General features: G+C 62.4%; 18 protein-coding genes. All 18 read right to left on the reverse strand.

All coding sequences use genetic code 11. The features are described from left to right. The coding region (locus VL598_RS02605; protein ID WP_325325145.1) for a hypothetical protein at positions 1–329 on the reverse strand (329 nt) is incomplete at its 3' end. 349 nt (positions 330–678) lie between these two features. Beyond that, a complete protein-coding gene (gene purF, locus VL598_RS02610; RefSeq protein WP_325325146.1) occupies positions 679–2,226 on the reverse strand; it encodes an amidophosphoribosyltransferase in 1,548 nt (515 codons plus the stop codon). Between the two features lie 54 nt (positions 2,227–2,280). Then, positions 2,281–2,775, reverse strand: a complete 495-nt coding sequence (locus VL598_RS02615; RefSeq protein ID WP_325325147.1) for a CvpA family protein — start codon at positions 2,773–2,775, stop codon at positions 2,281–2,283. Positions 2,776–2,784: 9 nt separating this feature from the next. Next, positions 2,785–3,741, reverse strand: coding sequence for an SPOR domain-containing protein (locus VL598_RS02620; RefSeq protein WP_325325148.1), 957 nt, complete (start codon positions 3,739–3,741; stop codon positions 2,785–2,787). A gap of 37 nt (positions 3,742–3,778) precedes the next feature. Then, positions 3,779–5,095, reverse strand: coding sequence for a bifunctional tetrahydrofolate synthase/dihydrofolate synthase (folC, locus tag VL598_RS02625; protein WP_325325149.1), 1,317 nt, complete (start codon positions 5,093–5,095; stop codon positions 3,779–3,781). After that, entirely contained in the window at positions 5,092–5,964 is an 873-nt protein-coding gene (accD, locus tag VL598_RS02630) for an acetyl-CoA carboxylase, carboxyltransferase subunit beta (protein ID WP_325325150.1), read from the reverse strand. The genes folC and accD overlap by 4 nt, the downstream gene beginning before the upstream one ends. Positions 5,965–6,097: 133 nt before the next feature. Further along, on the reverse strand, positions 6,098–6,898 hold the full coding sequence (gene trpA / locus VL598_RS02635; RefSeq protein WP_325325151.1) for a tryptophan synthase subunit alpha: 801 nt from the start codon (positions 6,896–6,898) through the stop codon (positions 6,098–6,100). 34 nt (positions 6,899–6,932) lie between these two features. Next, complete coding sequence (locus VL598_RS02640) at positions 6,933–7,826, reverse strand: site-specific DNA-methyltransferase (RefSeq protein WP_325325152.1); 894 nt, start codon at positions 7,824–7,826, stop codon at positions 6,933–6,935. An 11-nt stretch (positions 7,827–7,837) separates the two neighbouring features. After that, positions 7,838–9,031 (reverse strand): tryptophan synthase subunit beta, encoded by a 1,194-nt coding sequence (gene trpB / locus VL598_RS02645; protein WP_325325153.1) that lies wholly within the window; start codon positions 9,029–9,031, stop codon positions 7,838–7,840. A 61-nt stretch (positions 9,032–9,092) separates the two neighbouring features. Further along, positions 9,093–9,839 (reverse strand): phosphoribosylanthranilate isomerase, encoded by a 747-nt coding sequence (locus VL598_RS02650; RefSeq protein WP_325325154.1) that lies wholly within the window; start codon positions 9,837–9,839, stop codon positions 9,093–9,095. Between the two features lie 57 nt (positions 9,840–9,896). Then, positions 9,897–10,694: a tRNA pseudouridine(38-40) synthase TruA gene (gene truA / locus VL598_RS02655; protein WP_325325155.1), complete on the reverse strand. Its 798-nt coding sequence runs from the start codon at positions 10,692–10,694 to the stop codon at positions 9,897–9,899. 14 nt (positions 10,695–10,708) lie between these two features. Beyond that, positions 10,709–13,273 carry a FimV/HubP family polar landmark protein gene (locus tag VL598_RS02660; RefSeq protein WP_325325156.1) on the reverse strand — a complete coding sequence of 855 codons (2,565 nt, stop codon included), beginning with the start codon at positions 13,271–13,273 and terminating at the stop codon, positions 10,709–10,711. Between the two features lie 281 nt (positions 13,274–13,554). Beyond that, complete coding sequence (gene asd, locus VL598_RS02665; RefSeq protein WP_325325157.1) at positions 13,555–14,676, reverse strand: aspartate-semialdehyde dehydrogenase; 1,122 nt, start codon at positions 14,674–14,676, stop codon at positions 13,555–13,557. A gap of 80 nt (positions 14,677–14,756) precedes the next feature. Then, a complete protein-coding gene (locus VL598_RS02670) occupies positions 14,757–14,915 on the reverse strand; it encodes a hypothetical protein (protein WP_325325158.1) in 159 nt (52 codons plus the stop codon). Positions 14,916–15,078: 163 nt separating this feature from the next. Continuing rightward, complete coding sequence (leuB, locus tag VL598_RS02675) at positions 15,079–16,146, reverse strand: 3-isopropylmalate dehydrogenase (RefSeq protein WP_325325159.1); 1,068 nt, start codon at positions 16,144–16,146, stop codon at positions 15,079–15,081. Between the two features lie 111 nt (positions 16,147–16,257). Continuing rightward, positions 16,258–16,908, reverse strand: coding sequence for a 3-isopropylmalate dehydratase small subunit (leuD, locus tag VL598_RS02680; RefSeq protein WP_325325160.1), 651 nt, complete (start codon positions 16,906–16,908; stop codon positions 16,258–16,260). 224 nt (positions 16,909–17,132) lie between these two features. Beyond that, positions 17,133–18,542 carry a 3-isopropylmalate dehydratase large subunit gene (gene leuC / locus VL598_RS02685; RefSeq protein WP_325325161.1) on the reverse strand — a complete coding sequence of 470 codons (1,410 nt, stop codon included), beginning with the start codon at positions 18,540–18,542 and terminating at the stop codon, positions 17,133–17,135. Between the two features lie 380 nt (positions 18,543–18,922). Beyond that, a partial coding sequence (locus VL598_RS02690; RefSeq protein WP_325325162.1) for a HAMP domain-containing sensor histidine kinase occupies positions 18,923–19,904 on the reverse strand: 982 nt, incomplete at its 5' end.

The raw sequence follows: 19,904 nt of genomic DNA on the forward strand, positions 1-19,904 counted from the left end.
CCATCATCACACGAAACTCTAAATAAACCGGACGGAAGCTCTTGATAACCAAAATGGCAGTGTGGATCTATCTCTTTCTTTTTTGCTTCGATGCAATCGATTTTATCGCGATGTATTCTGCTTAACCACAAACCATCCTGGGACGCTGGCTTTAAAGCAAAAATCTGATTCACCTCATCCAACGGCTCCGCCATAAACACCGTCGCCGTATCCCGCGTAGGCTCTGTCGCAGCCAATCGGTCGCCATTGCCTTGAATTTTAAGCCATGGCGTCGGGAGACCATCTTCAAGGCCAGAACACAAAACGATACGACCGTTAGGCATGCTCATTCCGCTCTCCACATAAAGAGATTGCTCAGCACCTGCTCAATACGCCTTCGGACGCTAGTGTGAAATGCTCGTATGCGCGATGTAGAGGCATCATATTTCCCGGCAGGACTCAGCGCACTATGAAAACTGTCAGTTGAAAATTGGCCGCCGGTGTTGCACTGGCGATCGGCATTGATAGACGTGGCCTCAAATCCGCCGGAGTTAAACAACTTTGTTATCGAGCAAGCAAGCGTGAATGGACAATAAGCATCCAATAACAAAAGCCCGCTCGGCACTGAGCCGAAGCGGGCTTTTGGAGCGAGGCACGTTGCTACTTGCTACGTGCCTTGATGACTGAACTAAACCTGCATTACTCCATCGACAACTGCAAATGCAGCTGCGAGCGCGTCACGGTGCTATCAGCCACATCGCTTGCCGAATCGCGCTCAGCCTGTGCTGCCGGCGCCGAGCGAGCGCGCTCGATGACATCGAGATACTCCGTCGTCACATCGCCGGTGATGTAATCGCCGTCGAAGCACGATGCCTCGAACCGCCCCAGCGACGGATTGATATCGCGCACCGCCTGTTTCAACGATTCGACGTCCTGATAAACGAGGTAATCCGCGCCGATAATGTTCGCGACGTCCTGGTCCGAGCGGCCGTGTGCCACGAGCTCCCCGCGCGTCGGCATATCGATGCCGTAGACATTCGGAAACCTAACCGGCGGCGCCGCGGACGCAAAAATCACCTTGTTCGCCCCAGCATCGCGGGCCATCTGCACGATCTCGTGCGACGTGGTACCGCGCACGATCGAATCGTCGACGATCAGCACGTTTTTGCCCTTGAACTCGATCGCCATCGCATTGAGCTTCTGGCGCACCGACTTCTTGCGCACTGCCTGCCCGGGCATGATGAACGTGCGGCCGACGTAGCGGTTCTTGAAGAACCCCTCCCGATACTCGATGCCGAGCTTTGCCGCCACCTGCATCGCAGCCGGCCGCGACGAATCGGGAATCGGCATGACGACGTCGATCTTCACATCGGGCAATTCGCGCTTAACCTTCTCGGCCAAATAATCGCCCATGCGAAGCCGCACGTTGTAGACGGGCACGCCGTCGAGCACCGAGTCGGGACGCGCAAGATAGACGTACTCGAAGATGCACGGATTGAGGCTCGGCTTCTCGGAGCACTGCCGGCTGTGCAGATGGCCATCTTTATCGATAAAAATCGCTTCGCCCGGCGCAACATCGCGCACGAACTCGAAACCGATGCCTTCCACCGCCACCGATTCCGAAGCAATGATCCATTCCACGCCCTGGTCAGTCTCGAGCTTGCCGATGCAAAGCGGACGAATACCGAAGGGATCGCGGAATGCCAACAAACCGTACCCCGAGATCAGCGAAACAACCGCATAAGAACCACGCACGCGGCGATGCACGCCGGCAACAGCCTTGAACACAGTCTCAGGATCGAGCTCCAGGCCCGAGGTGGCGAGCTGCACCTCATGCGCGAGCACGTTGAGCAATATTTCGGTGTCCGAACTAGTGTTCACATGGCGGCGGTCGATGCGAAACATCTCGTCCTTCAACTGCTTCACGTTCGTCAGGTTGCCGTTATGCGCGAGGATGATGCCGAACGGCGCATTCACGTAGAACGGCTGTGCTTCCTCCTCGCTCGACGCGGAACCGGCGGTCGGATAGCGGACCTGGCCGATCCCCGAGGTACCGGGCAGACTGCGCATGTTGCGCGTACGGAACACGTCGCGCACCATGCCGTTGGCCTTGTGCATGTGGAACGTGCTGCCGTTCGCCGTCGCAATGCCGGCCGCATCCTGGCCGCGATGCTGCAGCAGCAGAAGGCTGTCATAGATCAGCTGGTTGACTGGGGAGTGGGAGACTACGCCTACGATGCCGCACATGGCAGGTCCTTCAAAGATACGAAAAAAATGCCGGCTGCCTCGCCGTGCGCCGCCTTAGATGCGGACGTACGCGGCAAGCGCTTCGGGCAACAACGGTTTGAGCTTGCGCACGCCCTGCTCGGCATAGGGCCGCAACAGCGCGTCGCGCCAAAATTCTTTCTTCGGCAAGTCGGTCAGGCCGGCCAGCACCACGAGCACCAGCACGAGCACCACGCCCCGTACGAGACCGAACATCAACCCAAGTGACCGGTCAGCCCCGTCGAGCCCGCTGGCCGCGACGAGTCGCCCGATCACCGCACTCACAATACCGGCCACGAGGACAACGCCGACGGCAATCGCCGCAAAAGCCAGCAGCCACTGAGTCAGATCGCCGCCGGGCCAATCTGCTGGAATATAGGGCACGAGGCGGTCGACGTAACGGCTTGCGACAACAAAAGCCACAATCCAGCCGATCAGCCCGAACACCTCGGACAGCAGGCCGCGCCAAGCGCCACGCAGCGCCGACAGCGCGATCACGGCCAGCGCGATGTAATCAAACGCAGTTAGCATGCTCACCCGTCACTGCGCATCGGAGGTCAGCCCTGCTTCGCGCACCTTGGCGATCGCGGCAGATGCAGCGGCACGGTCAGGAAACGGCCCGGCACGCAACGACACCCGCCTCGTGCCATCAGCTTGCTTACGATTTTCGATGTACACCGGCACCCCCGCGGCCTTGAGCTTGCTTTCCCACTTGCGTGCGTTCGCATCATCCGAAAACACGCCTAGCTCAAGCGCAAAGCGCGCACCCGGCGGTGCAGCAGGCGTACCCGCATCGGACGCCCCGCCGCCGGACATCGTAGAGGCCCGGTCTGTCCCGACTGCCTGCTGATTCTGCACGCGCGACCTCGTCATCGGCGATGGCGATGCTTGCGCTACCGCAGGCGTATTCGCCGATGTGACCGGAGGTGCTGCTGTATCGCGTTGCGCCGAACCCGTCAGCCTCGTCGCTTTCTCGGTTTTAGGTGTCGCAGACTGCGCCTTCTTAACGGACGACAGCGAGGTTGTCGTGGACGATGCCGGTGTGGCCAAGGGTGCAGCCACCCCACGCTGGGCAGGCGCCGCAAGCGGCGTTACGCCGGCAACGGCAGCGCTTGCGCTGTCGGGCGCAACACCTGCCAGCACGGCCGCCCCATCATCGCTCGTGCGAATCGGCAGATTGGCCGGCCGGCTCGGGATGTCGATAGCAATGTCGTCGGTCACCGGCTTTGGATGCGAATCGAGCACCAACGGCAATACAACGATCGCGGCTATGACAAGCGCAATGGCGCCGACGAGGCGGCGCCGCGCCCGCTGCTTTTCAGGCAGCGTCGGGTCGAGCAGCATCGCACCGGCCCCGAAGGCCGTGTCTCTCGCGGCGGCGTCGCCACCACGCCCGGTACGCCGACGCCGCGGCTCGCCGCGTTCAGCTCTGGCTTGGCTACCACGCCTGCGCGTCGGCGGCGCATCGTCTTTGTTGCCGAACGAAAAAAGTCCCATGAATTGTTGAATTCGAGGCTTGGCGCGTACGGAACCGTTAATTTTGCCGCAATTTACGGTCGGCCATCACGCCTGCGACCGTATAAAAACTGCCGAAAATCAGAATTCTATCATCCTCTTGCGCTCGGCTCTTTGCATCGTGGAATGCGTCGGCAGGCGTGGCAAATCGCTGCACGGTGCAATCCGGGCCCTCCTTCACACCCGCCTCACGTAATGCTGCCTCGAGCATCTCAGCCGAAGCGCCGCGATCCGTCGGGAGGTCGGTCAGGCACCAGTGGTCAATCTCACCCTTCAAATGCTTGACGACACCCACAATGTCCTTGTCGCGCATGGCACCGAACACCGCGTAGGTGTAGCGATAGAAGCCCATGCTGCCAAGGTTTTGCGCGAGCACAGCAGCCGCATGCGGGTTGTGCGCCACGTCGAGCACGACGGCCGGCCGGCCGGGCAGTACTTGAAAGCGCCCCGGCAATACCACGTTGGCGAGGCCCACGCGCACGTCCTGCGCCGAAACAGGCAGCCGCTCGCGCAGCGCCTCGAGCGCCGCAAGCGCCGCACACGTGTTAAAGAGCTGATTGGCACCGCGCAGCGCCGGATAAGCGAGCGCGGCGCGCCGCATCGTGCGCCCGATGTAGCTCCACTGCTGCCGCTCGCTGCCCGGCTGGGTTTCATAGCGGAAATCGCGGCCAAAGAGCCATAGATCGGCGCCGATCGCGTTCGCATGGTCGACGAGCGTGTGCGGCGCGACAGGATCGGCGCAGATGGCGGGCCTCCCCGCACGGAAGATGCCCGCCTTTTCGAACGCGATTTTTTCGCGCGTATCGCCGAGGTAGGCGGCGTGATCGATGTCGATACTCGTCACGATGGCGCAGTCGGTATCGAGGATATTGACAGCGTCAAGCCGTCCCCCCAGCCCGACCTCGAGAATCACGGCATCGAGCCCGCGAGAGGCGAAAAGATGCAGGATAGCGAGCGTCGTGAACTCGAAGTAAGTCAGCGAAACAGGCTCAGGCAGGCTTCTGCGCGCCGCTTCGACTGCTTCGAAATGAGGCAGCAGCTCCGCATCGGTTGCGTCGCGTCCGTCGATGCGCGCGCGCTCATTGAATTCGAGCAGGTGCGGCGAGGTATGACAGCCGACGTGATAGCCGGCGGCCAACAGGATCGATTCGAGGAAAGCGCAGGTCGAGCCCTTGCCATTCGTTCCACCGACGGTGATCACCGGGCACGCAAAGCTCAACTGCAGCGCGGCCTTGACCCGGCCGATCCGCTCGAGGCCCATGTCGATCCCGACCGGATGTGCCGACTCGAGGTGAGTCAGCCAAGCGTCGAGCGTAGGAAACGTCGTCGTCGTCACGCCACCGCGTCCGCCGGCTGTTTCATCATGAGCGCGATGAGCCTTGCGAGCTCTTCGCGCAGCTTGCGGCGATCAACGATCATGTCGATCGCACCTTTTTGCATCAGGAACTCCGCGCGCTGGAAGCCCTCGGGGAGCTTCTCGCGCACGGTCTGCTCGATCACGCGCGGGCCGGCAAAGCCGATCAGCGCTTTCGGCTCGGCAATCACGACGTCGCCGAGGAAAGCGAAACTCGCCGATACGCCGCCCATCGTCGGATCCGTCAGCACGGAAATGAACGGCAACTTGGCTTCGGAAAGCTTGGTCAGCATAGCCGTCGTCTTGGCCATCTGCATCAGCGACAGCAGGCTTTCCTGCATGCGCGCGCCGCCCGACGAGGTCACGCAGATAAACGGCACTTGCTGCTCAATCGCATTTTGCGCGCCGCGCGCGAAGCGTTCGCCGACGACGGAGCCCATCGAGCCGCCCATGAACGAGAACTCGAAGCACGAAACCACGACGGGCAATGTGTGAATCGCGCCGCCCATGACAACGAGGGCATCGGTCTCGCCCGTGTCGTCCATCGCGTCCTTGATACGGTCGGGATACTTGCGACTGTCCTTGAACTTGAGCGCATCAACGGGCACGATCTCCTGGCCGATCTCATACCGGCCTTCGGCGTCGAGCAGCGCGTCGAGCCGGGCACGGGAACCAATGCGCATGTGATGGCTGCACTTCGGACACACGTGCAGATTCGCCTCGACGTCGTTGCGATAAAGCACCGCCTCGCATGACGGACACTTGATCCACAAACCCTCGGGAATGCCCTTACGGCTTTTCGGGTCAGTCTGTTTGATCTTCGGCGGCAGCAGTTTGTCGAGCCAGCTCATTGTTGTTCCTTCAATAGGTCTCTCGTTGCGCACAATCCGCCTGCGGCGGCTGGGGCGGCGGCAAGCCGGTGCGATTCAGCAGTTCTGTTCCGTTGTTTTGCTCAGCAAGTCCGGGCTTGGCCCGCCCTCGATTTCACACACCATCCAGCGCGCGCCGCACCTCGGCGATGAATTCCGTCAACCGGTTTTGAGCCGATTCGGGCGGCGTTTCCTCGAGCAACTGCACGATGCGGCTGCCAATGACCACGGCATCGGCCGTCTCGGCCACCGCGCGCGCGGTTTGCGCGTCGCGAATGCCGAAACCGACACCCACGGGCAAGGACACAATCGACTTGATGGCCGGGATTTTACTCGCGATCGCCGAAACGTCCAGATGCCCGGCGCCGGTCACGCCCTTCAGTGACACATAGTAGACGTAGCCGCTCGCCACTTTGCCGACTGCCGCGATACGCTCGTCGGTCGAAGTGGGTGCGAGTAGAAAAATAGGGTCGATGCCGACCGCGCGCATGCGCTCGGCAAATTCAGCCGACTCCTCCGGCGGGTAGTCGACAATGAGCACCCCATCGACGCCCGCGTCCAAGGCAGCCGCCGCAAACGCCTCGATGCCGAAGCATTCGATCGGGTTTGCGTAGCCCATTAGCACGACGGGGGTCGTTGCGTCGCGTTCGCGAAAACGCTTGACGTCGGCCAGCACGTGCCGCAGCGATACCCCGCGGGCAAGCGCGCGCTCGGACGAGCGCTGGATCACAGGGCCATCGGCCATCGGATCCGAAAACGGCACGCCTAGCTCGATCACGTCGGCACCGCCCGCGACCAGCGCGTGCATGAATTCGACCGTCTTGGCAGGATCGGGGTCGCCGGCCGTCATGAACGGAATCAAACCCTTCTTGCGTTGCGCGGCCAGTGCCGCGAAAGTCTTTTCGATACGGGACATGATGTTTTCTCTGAGTTCGATTGCGCGGGCACCGTCATGCGACGGCGTCGGTTGCGTCAACGGCCGCGGCGGTTGGGTCGACTACGACGGTACGCTTGGACTCGCCGTATGCCGCCGCCACGCGCTCGCGTGCAATCGCGCAGTAGCTTTCGTTGATCTCATAGCCGACGAATTCGCGCCCGTGACGCGCGCATGCGACGGCCGTCGTGCCGCTGCCCATGAAGGGATCAAGCACGCGCCCACCCGGCGGGCAGCTCGCGAGCACCATCCGTTCGACGATTTCGAGCGGCTTTTGGGTCGGGTGATCGACTCGCTCCGCGTGCTGCCGGTGCAAGCGCGAAACCGACCAGAGGTCTTTCGGGTTGTAGCCCATCTCGAGCCACTTGCTGCCTTCAAAGAGCTTGCGCGAGCGTGCCTTCTTCGTCGCGGCGTCATACGGAATACGCACCGGATCGAGATCGAAGTAATACTCCTTCGAAACCGCGAAAAAGCCAATGTTGTCGTGCACCGACGTAAAGCGCCGCGTTGTCCCGCCCATGCTCGGCACGCGGCGGTCCCAGATGATCTCGTTGACCATCGTCAGTTTCGTCTTCAGGAACGAGAATATCTCGGGCGAATACTGCCAGGTGCAGAACACATACAGCGAACCGGTTCGCTTGAGCTTCGGAATCGCGAGCTCAAGCCATTGACGCGTCCAGACGAGAAACTCCTCGCCAGAGAGCATGTCCGAATCGTTGCCGTAATTTTTGCCGAGTCCGTACGGCGGATCGGCAACAATCAAATCGATTGAGGCGTCGGCAACGTTCTTCGCATCAGCCAAAAAATCGCGTTGACGCAAGTCAATGCGCGCAGGCGTGCGGCCAGCCGGCGCGCAGGCGCCACCCGCGGCCGGCTTGGGCTCGTTGAAGTCCTCGAGGAGGCTACGCATTGTGGCGACGCTCAGAATTGGATGCCCGAGCGCTCGGCGACCGTATGCATGTCCTTGTCGCCGCGGCCCGACAAATTCACGAGCAGGTGCTTGTCGCGTCCGAGCGTCGGCGCAAGCTTCGTTGCGTAGGCAAGCGCATGGCTCGACTCGAGCGCCGGAATGATGCCTTCGATCCGGCAACAGTCGTGAAACGCCTTCAGCGCCTCATCGTCGGTGATGGCAACGTACTGCGCGCGGCCGATATCCTTGAGCCACGCGTGCTCCGGCCCGACGCCGGGATAATCGAGCCCCGCCGAGACTGAATGCGTCTCGATGATCTGTCCGTTCTCGTCCTGTAACAGGTACGTGCGGTTGCCGTGCAGCACGCCGGGCCGTCCCCCCGTGAGCGAGGCCGCATGGCGCCCGGTTTCGAGCCCGTCGCCGGCCGCCTCGACACCGACAAGCTTGACCGCCTGATCGTCGATATACGGATAGAAGATGCCCATCGCATTCGAACCGCCGCCGATGCACGCAATCACGGCATCGGGCTGACGGCCTGTGAGTTCGGGCATTTGCACGCGACACTCGTCGCCGATGACGCGCTGGAAGTCGCGCACCATCATCGGGTAAGGATGCGGCCCAGCCACCGTGCCGATGATGTAGAACGTGTTTTCGATGTGAGTCACCCAGTCGCGCATCGCCTCGTTGAGTGCGTCCTTCAGTGTGCGGGAACCCGATTCCACCGGCACGACCGTCGCGCCCAAGAGCTTCATGCGATAGACGTTCGCCGCCTGCCGACGCACGTCCTCCGCGCCCATGTAGACGACGCACTCCATGCCGAAGCGGGCTGCGATCGTCGCCGTCGCGACGCCATGCTGGCCGGCGCCGGTCTCAGCGATCACGCGCGGCTTGCCCATGCGCTTGGCCAAGAGCGCTTGGCCGATCACGTTGTTGACCTTGTGCGCGCCCGTGTGATTGAGGTCTTCGCGCTTCAAATAGATCTGCGCGCCGCCGAGCAGTTCGCTCCATCGTTGCGCGTGATAAATCGGCGAGGGACGGCCGACAAAGTACTTCAGTTCGCGCTGATATTCGGCAACGAAGTCCGGGTCCTCGCGGAATTTCTCATAGGCGTCGCGCAATTCGTCGAGGGCATGAACAAGCGTTTCGGCTACGAACGTGCCGCCGTACGGGCCGAAATGGCCTCGTTGATCGGGAAGATCGTACATATTCGTCACTCTGTAGAAGGGCGGCGCATGCGTTGTGTGTCCCCATCGCGCCGCAATCGATTCAATCGGCATCCGCTTCGCGCACCGCGCGCACGAACGCTGCCATCCGGGCGGGATCCTTCACGCCCTTCGCGCCCGGCACTTCGATGCCGCTCGACACATCGACGGCATACGGGCGCACGCGACGAATCGCATCACCTACGTTTTGCGCGTTCAAGCCACCACTCAAAACGGCCCGATGCGCGAGATCTTCGGGGATAAGTGACCAATCGAATGTCTTCCCGCCGCCGCCGTACCCTTCGACGTGGGTGTCGAAAAGCAAGCCACTGGCTGATGAATAATTAAGCGCAGATTCTACCAAATCGGCCGATTGAGTACCGGATGCGACACGCAGCGCCCGCAACCATGGCAAGCCGGACAGGTTTGCGAGCGCTTCGCACTGCGCGGGCGTCTCATCTCCGTGGAACTGCAGCATCGCGAGCGGCACATTGCTCGCCACCTCGCTCAGCCATTCCGGAGTCGCATTGACGAAGAGCCCTACTGCGGAGACGAACGGCGGCAGTCCCTTGACGAGATCGACGGCCTCGGCCACCCCAACTGCGCGGGGGCTCGGCGGGTAGAAGACGAGGCCGATGGCGTCGGCGCCCAGCTCGACGGCCAATGCGACATCGGCTTCGCGCGAGAGTCCGCACAGCTTGACGCGGGTGCGGCGCGGATTGGCGCTACCTGAGGCGCTACCTGATGCGCTACCTGATGCGCTACTTGATGCGCTACCTAATGGCGATGACGGGGCTGCGGTCACATTCATGGTGTTGAGTTTTCTCTGCTGGCGCGAAACGCCTCGTTCCAGCTTAGTCGCTCCAAGTCAGTCGTTCCAGACGCTGCTCCAGGGCACGCTGCCGAGATTCGTGGGTGGCACTTCAAATGCCTCCGGGTATCCGACGTGCGCCAGATAGAGCCCCTCAGGCATGAAGGTCGGCGCAGCGCAAGCACGGTCGCGGCTTGCGAGAACCTCCGCGAGCCACGGCACCGGGTAGCGGCCACGGCCCACCGCCACGAGGCAACCCATCAGGTTGCGCACCATGTGGTGCAAAAACGCGTTGGCGCGAAAGCGAAAATGAACGAGATCGCCGGCACGGCGGATGTCGATCTGATAGAGGTGCTTGACGGGTGTTTTCGCTTGGCACTCCGACGATCGGAATGCAGAAAAATCGTGCTCGCCGATGAGGCATTGCGCCGCTTCGCGCATTGCTTCGTCATCGAGCTTCGTATGAACCCAGCCGGCCCGCCCTGTCAGCATCGGTGAGCGCACCGGGTGGACATGCAGCACGTAGTAGTAAGTGCGCTCGAACGCCGAAAACCGTGCGTGGAACGTGTCGGGCATCGGCTTCGCCCATTGCACGGACACCGTCGGCGGCAAAAACGCGTTCGTCCCGCGCACCCAGGAAAATTCGGTGCGCTGCAGTTCAGTATCGAAGTGGACAACTTGTCCGAGCCCATGCACGCCCGTGTCTGTGCGCCCTGCGACCACCGTGTGGATCGGCGTGCAGGCGAAATCGGCCAGCGCGCGCTCGAGCGTGTTCTGCACCGTCTTGCCGTGCGGCTGCGACTGCCAGCCGCAAAACGCCGTGCCGTCGTATTGGATGCCAAGGGCGATTCGCATGGAGATAGGCGGCGTCAGGACAGGGGAGCCAGCGTTGCCAGCAGCGCATGGGCTTCGTCTCGCGTGCCGGCGTCATTGGACTCGATGACCTCGTGAATCAGCGTGCGCGCGCCACCCACATCACCCAGTGCAATGTACTCGGCCGCCAATTCCAGCTTGTTGCGTGCGATCCTGGCCATCTCGTCGGACGAGAACGCCGGTTGCTCGGGCATGCCCACCACAGTGGAAGCCCCGTTTTCAGCGCCGTGCAGGTCGAGATCGAACGCGAGGTTGAGCGCGCCAAACCGCGCCGCACCGAGTCCCGCCACCGAAGCCTCGCCAGGTTTGCCAGGCTCTCGGCTGTTCTGAGCGTCGTCCAGCGCTTCGCGCGCAAGATCGGACGACGTTGCAGCGTCAGCCTGCGGCGATGCCTCACCGTGCTCATCCGCCTCCGCCAGCCCTTCAACCCGCGGCGGCAGCGGCATATCCAGCTCGCTCATGGCGTCGATGGCGTCCGTCGGAAACGGCGCTTGTGCAGCGGAAGATTCGGATCCACTATCAGCCGGCATCGCGCCGGCTACGTCTTGCAATGGCCCGTCCGGCGGCGTTTCCGCTTGCTGCGGGGCACTCGTGCTCCCTGCTGGCTCCAACGGCGGCAATTCGTCCGTCGCCGCTGCAACTTGTGGCTCGATCGGCACGCTCTTCTCGGTAACCGACTCGGTCGGCGCCCGTTCGCCGGAGAAAGGCGACGCGTGGGATGCTTCTTCGCGGGACGCCAATGCCGAAGATGCCTCCTCAGCCTTTTGCGGCTGCGGCTCCCCACGCTCGACAAGGCTGTCGGCAGCGGTACCTGCTGCGTGTTCTTGCGCGCGAGCCGAGGGACCGGTCAGCGTGTCCTCCCCCTCGTCGGCCGGCAAGTCGGCGCCTTCAGCCGGCAGCGCGTAGAGCGGATTGCTCGGGTCCAGTTGCTGTCCGAGCGAAGCGATATGCAGCCAATTCGGCCCGCGCCCTCCAGATAGATGCCATATGCGCTGCGCGACTTCGTCGAAGCCGCGCGCATTGCCGCGCTCGGCGTAATGACCAGCGAGACTCATCAGCGCACGCTTGCTCGTTGGCGTGCGCGCCAGCGTTGCCAGCAGCTCGGCTTCGACCGGGTCCTGGCTCACATGGACCACCACGTCCGGTTCATCGTCCGCGCTCTCGGGCGACGGTGCCGGTTCAACCACAGGTGCCGGTTCAACCACAGGTGCTGATGCCGCCACCGTGGCCGCAGCCGCCGCGCGTCGCTTTCGGCTGCTGACGGCACGACCAACGACGAGCACGAGCAGCGCCGCGACGATGGATGAAGCGATCGCCGCCAGGACCGGAATCGAGACGCCGGAGCCCTCCATGTGGGCACCGCGTTCGCTGGTGGTCGAGCGGCCGTCTATCGATGCATGGCCGGGCGCAACTGTCGATCCGGCCTGGGGTGCCGACGCCAGCTCCAGGGGAGCCGCAGCTGCCGCACCACTCCTCTGCTTCGACGATTGTCCAGCGTGCTCGCCGGGCGCCTGCCCTCCGAACCCGTGCCGCTGCAGGTCCATCAGCACGCGATTCTTGAACGCCAACAATTGCTGCAAGCTTGAGAACCTCGCGTGCGGCGCTTGTGTGGCCGATGCTGCCGGCGGGGCCGAGACACCCAACGCGCCGACCGCCGCCGATACAGCTGGTGCGGTCGGGCCAGCGGTAATCGCCGACGGCACGCCAGCCGTCGATGCAACCGGGATGTCGACCGCGCTTGCAGGCGCAGTCATCGACACTGCGCTGGGCTCGCTGGCAACAGGCTGTTGCGGCTGGCCGTTGGCCGCCGGTTCGACTGCACCCGTCCAGGCATGCGCCCCGCTCGCACCCGTTGGTTGAACGGCGCTCGCCGTGCTGGTCATCGACGCAGGAAGCGTCGATTGCCCCGCGACGCCGCCCGCCACGGCGCCTCCCGAAGACGCCGGGATTGCCGCGGAACCCTCCCCGGCGATTTGCGTTACCGGCGCGGCCGTGACCTCGGATCCGGCCGGCGCTGCGGCAGCGCTTGGCGCAGCGGAGGCAAGATGAACTGCCGAATTCTCCACCGGAGCGGCGGGAGTCGCGGGAGCGAGCGCCGCAGCCCCGACTCCCCCGCTGGCAGCCACATGCGCGAAAGCATGCTTGTTCGCATGGCCGTTCGCGTGGCCACTCACAGCCACAGTCGCGCCAGGAGGGGAAGACCTCGACACTGCAGCCGCCGAGGCCGGCGGCACGCGCGCAGCACCCGATGCATCGAGCGGCGGTATGTTGAGCACGGCACCGAGCCTCATGCGGCTCGGATCGCCGCGCATGAAGGCGGTCGGATTGGCCTCGAAGATCGCCTTAGAGGCGTGGGCAAGTACAGCGTGGTCGTGCGATTGTGTGACTGCAACCGCCACGTCGTTGAGTGACTCACCGGGTTTCACCGCGACATGAGCCGCCACGCCTGTCGCAGCGAGCGCGGCTAACGAGTGCACTGCGCCAGCCAGCGCACACGCCGCGATAGTCAAGTTGGCGACAGCGCGCCCTCCCGGCAAGCGGAGCGTCTTACGTACGGTCATGTCGGTGTTCCGCGCTGTAAAACGCGGCTTAGGATGGCGTTTTGGAGAGGGCAAGGTTCGGAGCAGCAATAAAAAAGGCGCCGCGAGCGTGGTGCGACGCCTTCGAAGTATTTTCGCGTCTTAAGCCCATAGTTTACTACGTGAGGAAGCCCGGCAACGCCAATGCGCGGGACGCGGCGTTTGGCATAGCCATCCCACATCGTCCATTCAGGCAGGCGCGTAGGGCGCGCCGGCGCGGCCCCAGCCGTTGCGGCGCGCCTTTCCTCACTGGCTCTGACAAATTACTTCTCGAGAATGATGCGCAGCATACGGCGCAGCGGCTCCGCGGCACCCCAAAGCAGTTGATCGCCCACGGTGAAGGCCGAAAGATACTCGCCGCCCATCGCAAGCTTGCGCACACGGCCGACCGGCACACTCAAGGTACCCGTCACCACGGCCGGCGAGAGCTCGCGCATCGACGCCTCTCTCTCGTTCGGGACGACCTTGACCCAATCGTTGGCCGAGGCGAGGATCGCGTTCACTTCGTCGAGCGGCACGTCCTTCCTGAGCTTGATTGTCAGCGCCTGCGAGTGGCAGCGCATCGCCCCGATGCGCACGCAGATGCCGTCGACAGGCACCGAGCCCGCCTCGCCCATCGCTGGCTTGCCGAGGATCTTATTCGTCTCGGCACCGCCCTTCCATTCTTCCCGCGAGACACCATTGCCGAGATCCTTATCGATCCAGGGGATCAGCGCGCCGGCGAGTGGCACGCCGAAGTGCTCGGTCGGCATGGCGTCGCTCTTGATCACAGCGGCCACGCGGCGGTCAATATCGAGAATCGCGGACGAAGGGTTCGCCAGCTCATCCTTCACGGCGCCATGGAGTGCACCCATTTGCGCGAGCAGTTCGCGCATGTTCTGCGCGCCGGCACCAGAGGCAGCCTGATACGTCATGGCCGTCATCCATTCGACGAGATCTTCGCGGAAGAGGCCACCGATGGCCATCAGCATGAGACTGACGGTGCAATTGCCGCCGACGAAGTTCTTCGCGCCCTTGGCGAGCGCGTCCTTGATCACCTGCAGGTTCACGGGATCGAGGATGATGACGGCGTCGTCTTTCATCCGCAACGACGAGGCCGCGTCGATCCAGTAGCCGTTCCAACCGGCGGCGCGCAGCTTCGGAAACACTTCGTTGGTGTAGTCCCCGCCCTGACACGTGATGATGACGTCGCACTTCTTCAGCTCATCGATGCTCATCGCATCCTTGAGCTGGGTCTCGTTCCGGGCGAACGACGGCGCCTGGCCGCCCGCGTTGCTCGTGCTGAAGAAGATTGGTTCGATCAGATCGAAATCGCTTTCCTGCTGCATACGCTGCATCAGGACGCTGCCGACCATGCCACGCCAACCTACGAGGCCTACATTCATGATTTACCCTTCGATAGACGCTTCCCCGCTCACTTGCCCGGCGTGACCGCGCGGGGAAGATGAGCGGACACGGCGGACGATCAGCGTTTCGTCGTGATCGTTTTGGGAGTGATTGATTTAATCGAGACGATGCCGGTCACGTCAACGGTGGAGATGACGCCGGTCATGACAAAGCCCGCCGCTCGTGCATTGCGGCCATTCAGGTTTGCAATCGAGGAGATTGGGGTTGTCGAAGCCATCGGCAGAGTCTACACGAATTACGGAGGAGGCAGCGGCCACCGACCCGCACGATTCGTGCACGATCGGCAAGCATGGCCCCCGCTTCAAACCTTTACCACCTCGGAATCAGGACGTCGATTCGATCGCCCGGATTCCGATTCGGACTTGTCAAAACATGCGCAATTACAAAGCAGCCAGGACGGCGTCGCCCATTTCGACCGTGCCGACTTGCTTGCAACCCGCCGTAGCAATATCGGCTGTGCGCAGGCCTGCCTCGAGTACCTTCTGCACCGCTTTCTCGATGCGCTCTGCCTGCTCGGTCTTGCTGAGCGAGTAGCGCAGCATCATCGCAGCGGAAAGAATCGTCGCGAGCGGATTCGCCACGCCTTTGCCGGCGATATCGGGCGCCGAGCCGTGCGACGGTTCGTAAAGGCCCTTGTTGTTTTTGTCGAGCGAGGCCGACGGCAGCATGCCGATCGATCCCGTCAGCATTGCGGCTTCGTCCGAAAGGATGTCGCCGAACATGTTGCCCGTTACGATGACGTCAAACGACTTCGGCGCTTTCACGAGCTGCATGGCGGCATTATCGACATACATGTGCGAGAGCTCGACGTCGGGATAGCCCTTCGCCACGTCGATCATCACTTCCTTCCACAGCTGTGACGTCTCGAGCACGTTCGCTTTGTCGACTGAAGTCAGCCGCTTGCTGCGCTTTTGCGCCGCCTGGAACGCAACGTGCGCGATGCGGCGCACTTCCGGCTCCGAGTAGCGCATCGTGTCGAAACCCTCGCGCGCACCGGCGAAAGGACCATCCGGCGCTTGGCGCACGCCGCGCGGCGCACCGAAATAAATGTCGCCGTTGAGTTCCCGTACGATCAGAATGTCGAGCCCCGATACGATTTCGGGCTTCAGCGACGATGCACCCGTCAGCTGCGCATAGCAGATCGCCGGACGGAAATTGGCGAAAAGCTCGAGATGCTTGCGCAGCCCGAGAATCGCCTGCTCCGGGCGCAGCGCGCGCTCAAGCGAGTCGTATTTCCAGTCGCCGACAGCACCGAACAGAATCGCATCGGCCTCCTTGGCCAGCGCGAGCGTCGAGTCGGGCAGCGGATGCCCCTTCGCCTCAAAGCCCGCACCGCCAACAGGCGCCTCCTCGAGCTCGAACTTCTCGCCCAAGGCGTTGAGCACCTTCACCGCTTCCTTGACGATTTCGGGACCGATGCCGTCGCCCGGCAGCACTGCAATCTTCATGCGTATTTCCTGTTTTCGGTTATTCGTTGAGCCTGCTCCATCGAGCACACGCGTCAGAGCGCTCGGCGCCCGCCTACGACCGATGAGCGCCCTGCGTGAAACGATGCGGTTTTAGCGGACGAGCCGATGCGCAAGCCATGGCGCCTTCGCCAGCCGCTCCGCTTCGAAAGCGCGGATCTTGTCCGCCTGACGCAGCGTGAGGCCGATGTCGTCGTAGCCGTTCAGTAAGCAGTACTTACGAAATGCGTCGACTTCGAATGCGTATTCACGACCGTCAGGAGTACGAACGACTTGCGCCGCGAGGTCGATCGTCACTTGGTAGCCGTTGAACGCGTTCGTCTCGTTGAAGAGATGATCGACCTGCTGCTCTGAAAGGACGATCGGCAACAAACCGTTCTTGAAGCAGTTGTTGAAGAAGATGTCGGCAAAACTCGGCGCGATAAGCGCACGAAAGCCGTATTGCTGCAGCGCCCAAGGCGCGTGTTCGCGCGAACTGCCGCACCCGAAATTCTTGCGCGCGATCAGCACGGAAGCGCCTTGGTAGCGTGGCTGGTTGAGCACGAAATCCGGATTGAGCGGGCGGTGCGAGTTGTCTTGGCCTGGCTCGCCGTGATCGAGATAACGCCACTCGTCGAACAGGTTCGGGCCGAAACCGGTACGCTTGATCGACTTCAGAAACTGCTTGGGGATGATCGCGTCCGTATCGACGTTCTCGCGATCAAGCGGCGCCACAACGCCGGTGTGTACGATGAATTTTTCCATGATCCGTCATCCAGTGGAAGCTGCCCCGCCTTCAAAGCGCGGCCTGCCGGCGCGGCTCCGAAGCCGGGCCCCCACGAACGTTACAGTGCACGCTGAACCGTACGGGCCGAACTACTGACGTCCTGGCCGAAACCAGCCACCGTGTTGCAACCCGTCAGCGAAAACAATGCTCCCAGCAGCGCGAGAAGCGCCAAGCTACGCCCAATCACACCTACCTTCATGCGTTACCCCAGTTTGCGAATATCGACGAAATGCCCTTCGATGGCGGCAGCAGCGGCCATTGCGGGACTCACGAGATGCGTGCGACCACCTGCGCCCTGACGCCCTTCGAAGTTGCGGTTGGACGTGGATGCGCAGCGCTCGCCCGGATCGAGTCGGTCTGCGTTCATGGCAAGACACATCGAGCAGCCGGGATCGCGCCATTCGAAGCCTGCATCGACAAACACCTTGTCGAGCCCTTCACGCTCAGCTTGCGCCTTGACGAGCCCCGAGCCCGGCACGACCATCGCGAGCCGGATGTTGGGCGCAACACGGCGGCCGAGCTTCTTGACGACATAAGCGGCCGCTCGCAAGTCTTCGATTCGCGCGTTCGTGCACGAACCGATAAACACCTTGTCGACATGGATCGACTCGATCGGCACGTTCGGCTCGAGCGCCATGTATTGCAACGCGCGCTCCATCGCCGCGCGTTTGACCGGATCCTTTTCGCGCTCCGGGTCCGGCACGCGCGTATCGACCGCGGTGACCATCTCCGGCGATGTGCCCCACGTTACTTGAGGAACGATTTCAGCCGCATTGAGCTCGACGACCCGATCGAATTTCGCGTCGGGATCAGACTTGAAGGTCTTCCAATGCTCGACCGCGTGACTCCACTCGGCGCCTTGCGGGGAGAACGGACGTTCTTTGAGATATTCGACGGTGGTGTCATCTACGGCGACCATCCCCGCGCGCGCGCCCGCTTCGATCGCCATGTTGCAGACCGTCATGCGGCCTTCCATCGACAGTGCCCGCATTGTCGAGCCGCCGAACTCGATCGCGTAGCCGGTGCCGCCAGCGGTGCCGATCTTGCCGATGATGGCCAGCACGATGTCTTTTGCCGTGCAACCGCGAGGCAGCTGACCCTCGACCTTCACGAGCATGTTCTTGCTCTTCTTTTGCAGCAGCGTCTGCGTCGCCAACACGTGCTCGACCTCGGAGGTGCCGATGCCGTGCGCGAGCGCGCCAAAAGCGCCGTGCGTAGACGTGTGCGAATCGCCGCAGACGATCGTCATGCCGGGCAGCGTCGCGCCTTGTTCCGGCCCGATGATATGCACGATGCCCTGACGGACGTCGTTCATCTTGAACTGGGTGATGCCATAGGCGTCACAATTCGTGTCGAGCGTATCGACCTGCAGTTTCGAGACGGGATCAGCAATGCCCTCGCTGCGGCCGGTAGTCGGCACGTTGTGGTCTGATACCGCGAGGTTCGCGCTGATGCGCCAGAGCGGGCGCTCATTCAGCTTCAAGCCCTCGAACGCTTGCGGGCTCGTGACCTCGTGCAGCAGGTGACGATCGATGTAGAGCAGCGTGGTGCCGTCTTCCTCGGTATGGACGACGTGCGAATCCCACAGCTTGTCGTAAAGAGTCTTTGACATGGCAATGCGCGGTAAAAACGACGACGAGTCAGGTTCGGTCGATTATGCCACGCATGAGCCCGATGGAACACGGGTCGATAGCAAAAAGTCGAGAGAAAACAGTGGGTTGGGTGGTAGTGTCACTACCCGGATACAAGTCACAAGATGTCGAGGGCACGGCCGATAGTTACTCGCAAATAAATCCTAGCCCGGTGCGACTTCCGTAGCCGACCCTGACCGCCACTCAAACCGGCGCCACCCCAATGACCATTATCAGGGGGTAACCGCCACGGCTCGATCAAGTTATAAGGCGCCATCAGTGACCCTTGCTGGTGTGATCCGGAGAAACGAAGTCGCTCACGCGTATTTCAAAATGGAAACAAGGTCCGGCACGGACCGACTCAAGCTCTCTCCAGTGGCATAGCGACAGTACGAAACTCGAAGCGGGCCTCGGTCCCCGGTCCAGCATCCGCGAAGCTCAAGCGGCCGCGATGCAAGCGGGCGACCGCCAGCGCCAAGCTGAGCCCGAGGCCGTTTCCAGGTATTCCTGCCGCAGCCCGGCCGCGAAAGAAGCGCCTGCCGACCATCGGTAGTTCGCTGGCCGGAATACCCGGGCCGCTGTCACGAACGATGAGAGTCGGCCCCATCGGCCCGGCAATCGTGCGCACCGTCACCGTGTGGCCACGAGACGAAAACTTCACAGCGTTTTCCACGAGGTTGTAGATCGCTTCGAAAAGCAGTTGTTCATCTCCAGTTACTGGCGGAACCTGCCCAAGCTCGTACTTCAAGGAAACATCATGCTCGTCGGCGACCGGCTCGAGAACCTCGCCGACCTTTTCAATAAGCACCGGCAGCGATACTGCCGAGAAGCGCTCGGGCAGCGCGTGCGCCTCAATTTCGGACAGCCTCAACAGCGCAGCGAATCGCATCAACGTCGTGTCGAGCTCAGCAAGCGCTCGTTCCACGGGCTCGGCGGCTGCGTGCTTCGTCTCGTCGAGGTGTTGAACCAGATGCAGTCGCGCACGACTGAGAGGCGTTCGCAAATCGTGCGCGATGCTATCGCAGGCACCTTTGACCTCCTGCATCAGCCCCTCGATGTCATCGAGCATGGCGTCGACGAGTTGGGCAAGCCGTCCGAACTCGTCGCACCCGTCGTCCGCGAGACGTCGATGCAATTCACCGCGCGCTATCCGGTCCACGGCTTCCATCACGCGGCCGATCCGGCGCGTTTGTCTGGCCGGAAGGATAAGCCCCGCCGCAATCGTTACGCCGAACACCACGCCATTCCCAACGAGCAAGCCGTGAAGAAGCAAGCTGCGGAACGCTGTCACGCCAGATAGATCGCGTGCGATGACGAGAATGCGGTCATGCTCGCGATGCTGC

The organism is Trinickia sp., from assembly GCF_035492435.1.
In the GTDB taxonomy this organism is placed as follows: domain Bacteria; phylum Pseudomonadota; class Gammaproteobacteria; order Burkholderiales; family Burkholderiaceae; genus Trinickia.

Bases quoted from the DNA above. Each gene is read 5' to 3' on its own strand.
- leuC (WP_325325161.1), bottom strand. From the start codon at position 18,542: ATGTCAAAGACTCTTTACGACAAGCTGTGGGATTCGCACGTCGTCCAT.
- VL598_RS02620 (WP_325325148.1), bottom strand. From the start codon at position 3,741: ATGGGACTTTTTTCGTTCGGCAACAAAGACGATGCGCCGCCGACGCGC.
- accD (WP_325325150.1), bottom strand. From the start codon at position 5,964: ATGAGCTGGCTCGACAAACTGCTGCCGCCGAAGATCAAACAGACTGAC.
- purF (WP_325325146.1), bottom strand. From the start codon at position 2,226: ATGTGCGGCATCGTAGGCGTAGTCTCCCACTCCCCAGTCAACCAGCTG.
- trpB (WP_325325153.1), bottom strand. From the start codon at position 9,031: ATGTACGATCTTCCCGATCAACGAGGCCATTTCGGCCCGTACGGCGGC.
- leuD (WP_325325160.1), bottom strand. From the start codon at position 16,908: ATGGAAAAATTCATCGTACACACCGGCGTTGTGGCGCCGCTTGATCGC.
- VL598_RS02660 (WP_325325156.1), bottom strand. From the start codon at position 13,273: ATGACCGTACGTAAGACGCTCCGCTTGCCGGGAGGGCGCGCTGTCGCC.
- VL598_RS02670 (WP_325325158.1), bottom strand. From the start codon at position 14,915: ATGGCTTCGACAACCCCAATCTCCTCGATTGCAAACCTGAATGGCCGC.
- asd (WP_325325157.1), bottom strand. From the start codon at position 14,676: ATGAATGTAGGCCTCGTAGGTTGGCGTGGCATGGTCGGCAGCGTCCTG.
- trpA (WP_325325151.1), bottom strand. From the start codon at position 6,898: ATGTCCCGTATCGAAAAGACTTTCGCGGCACTGGCCGCGCAACGCAAG.
- truA (WP_325325155.1), bottom strand. From the start codon at position 10,694: ATGCGAATCGCCCTTGGCATCCAATACGACGGCACGGCGTTTTGCGGC.
- VL598_RS02615 (WP_325325147.1), bottom strand. From the start codon at position 2,775: ATGCTAACTGCGTTTGATTACATCGCGCTGGCCGTGATCGCGCTGTCG.
- VL598_RS02640 (WP_325325152.1), bottom strand. From the start codon at position 7,826: ATGCGTAGCCTCCTCGAGGACTTCAACGAGCCCAAGCCGGCCGCGGGT.
- leuB (WP_325325159.1), bottom strand. From the start codon at position 16,146: ATGAAGATTGCAGTGCTGCCGGGCGACGGCATCGGTCCCGAAATCGTC.
- VL598_RS02650 (WP_325325154.1), bottom strand. From the start codon at position 9,839: ATGAATGTGACCGCAGCCCCGTCATCGCCATTAGGTAGCGCATCAAGT.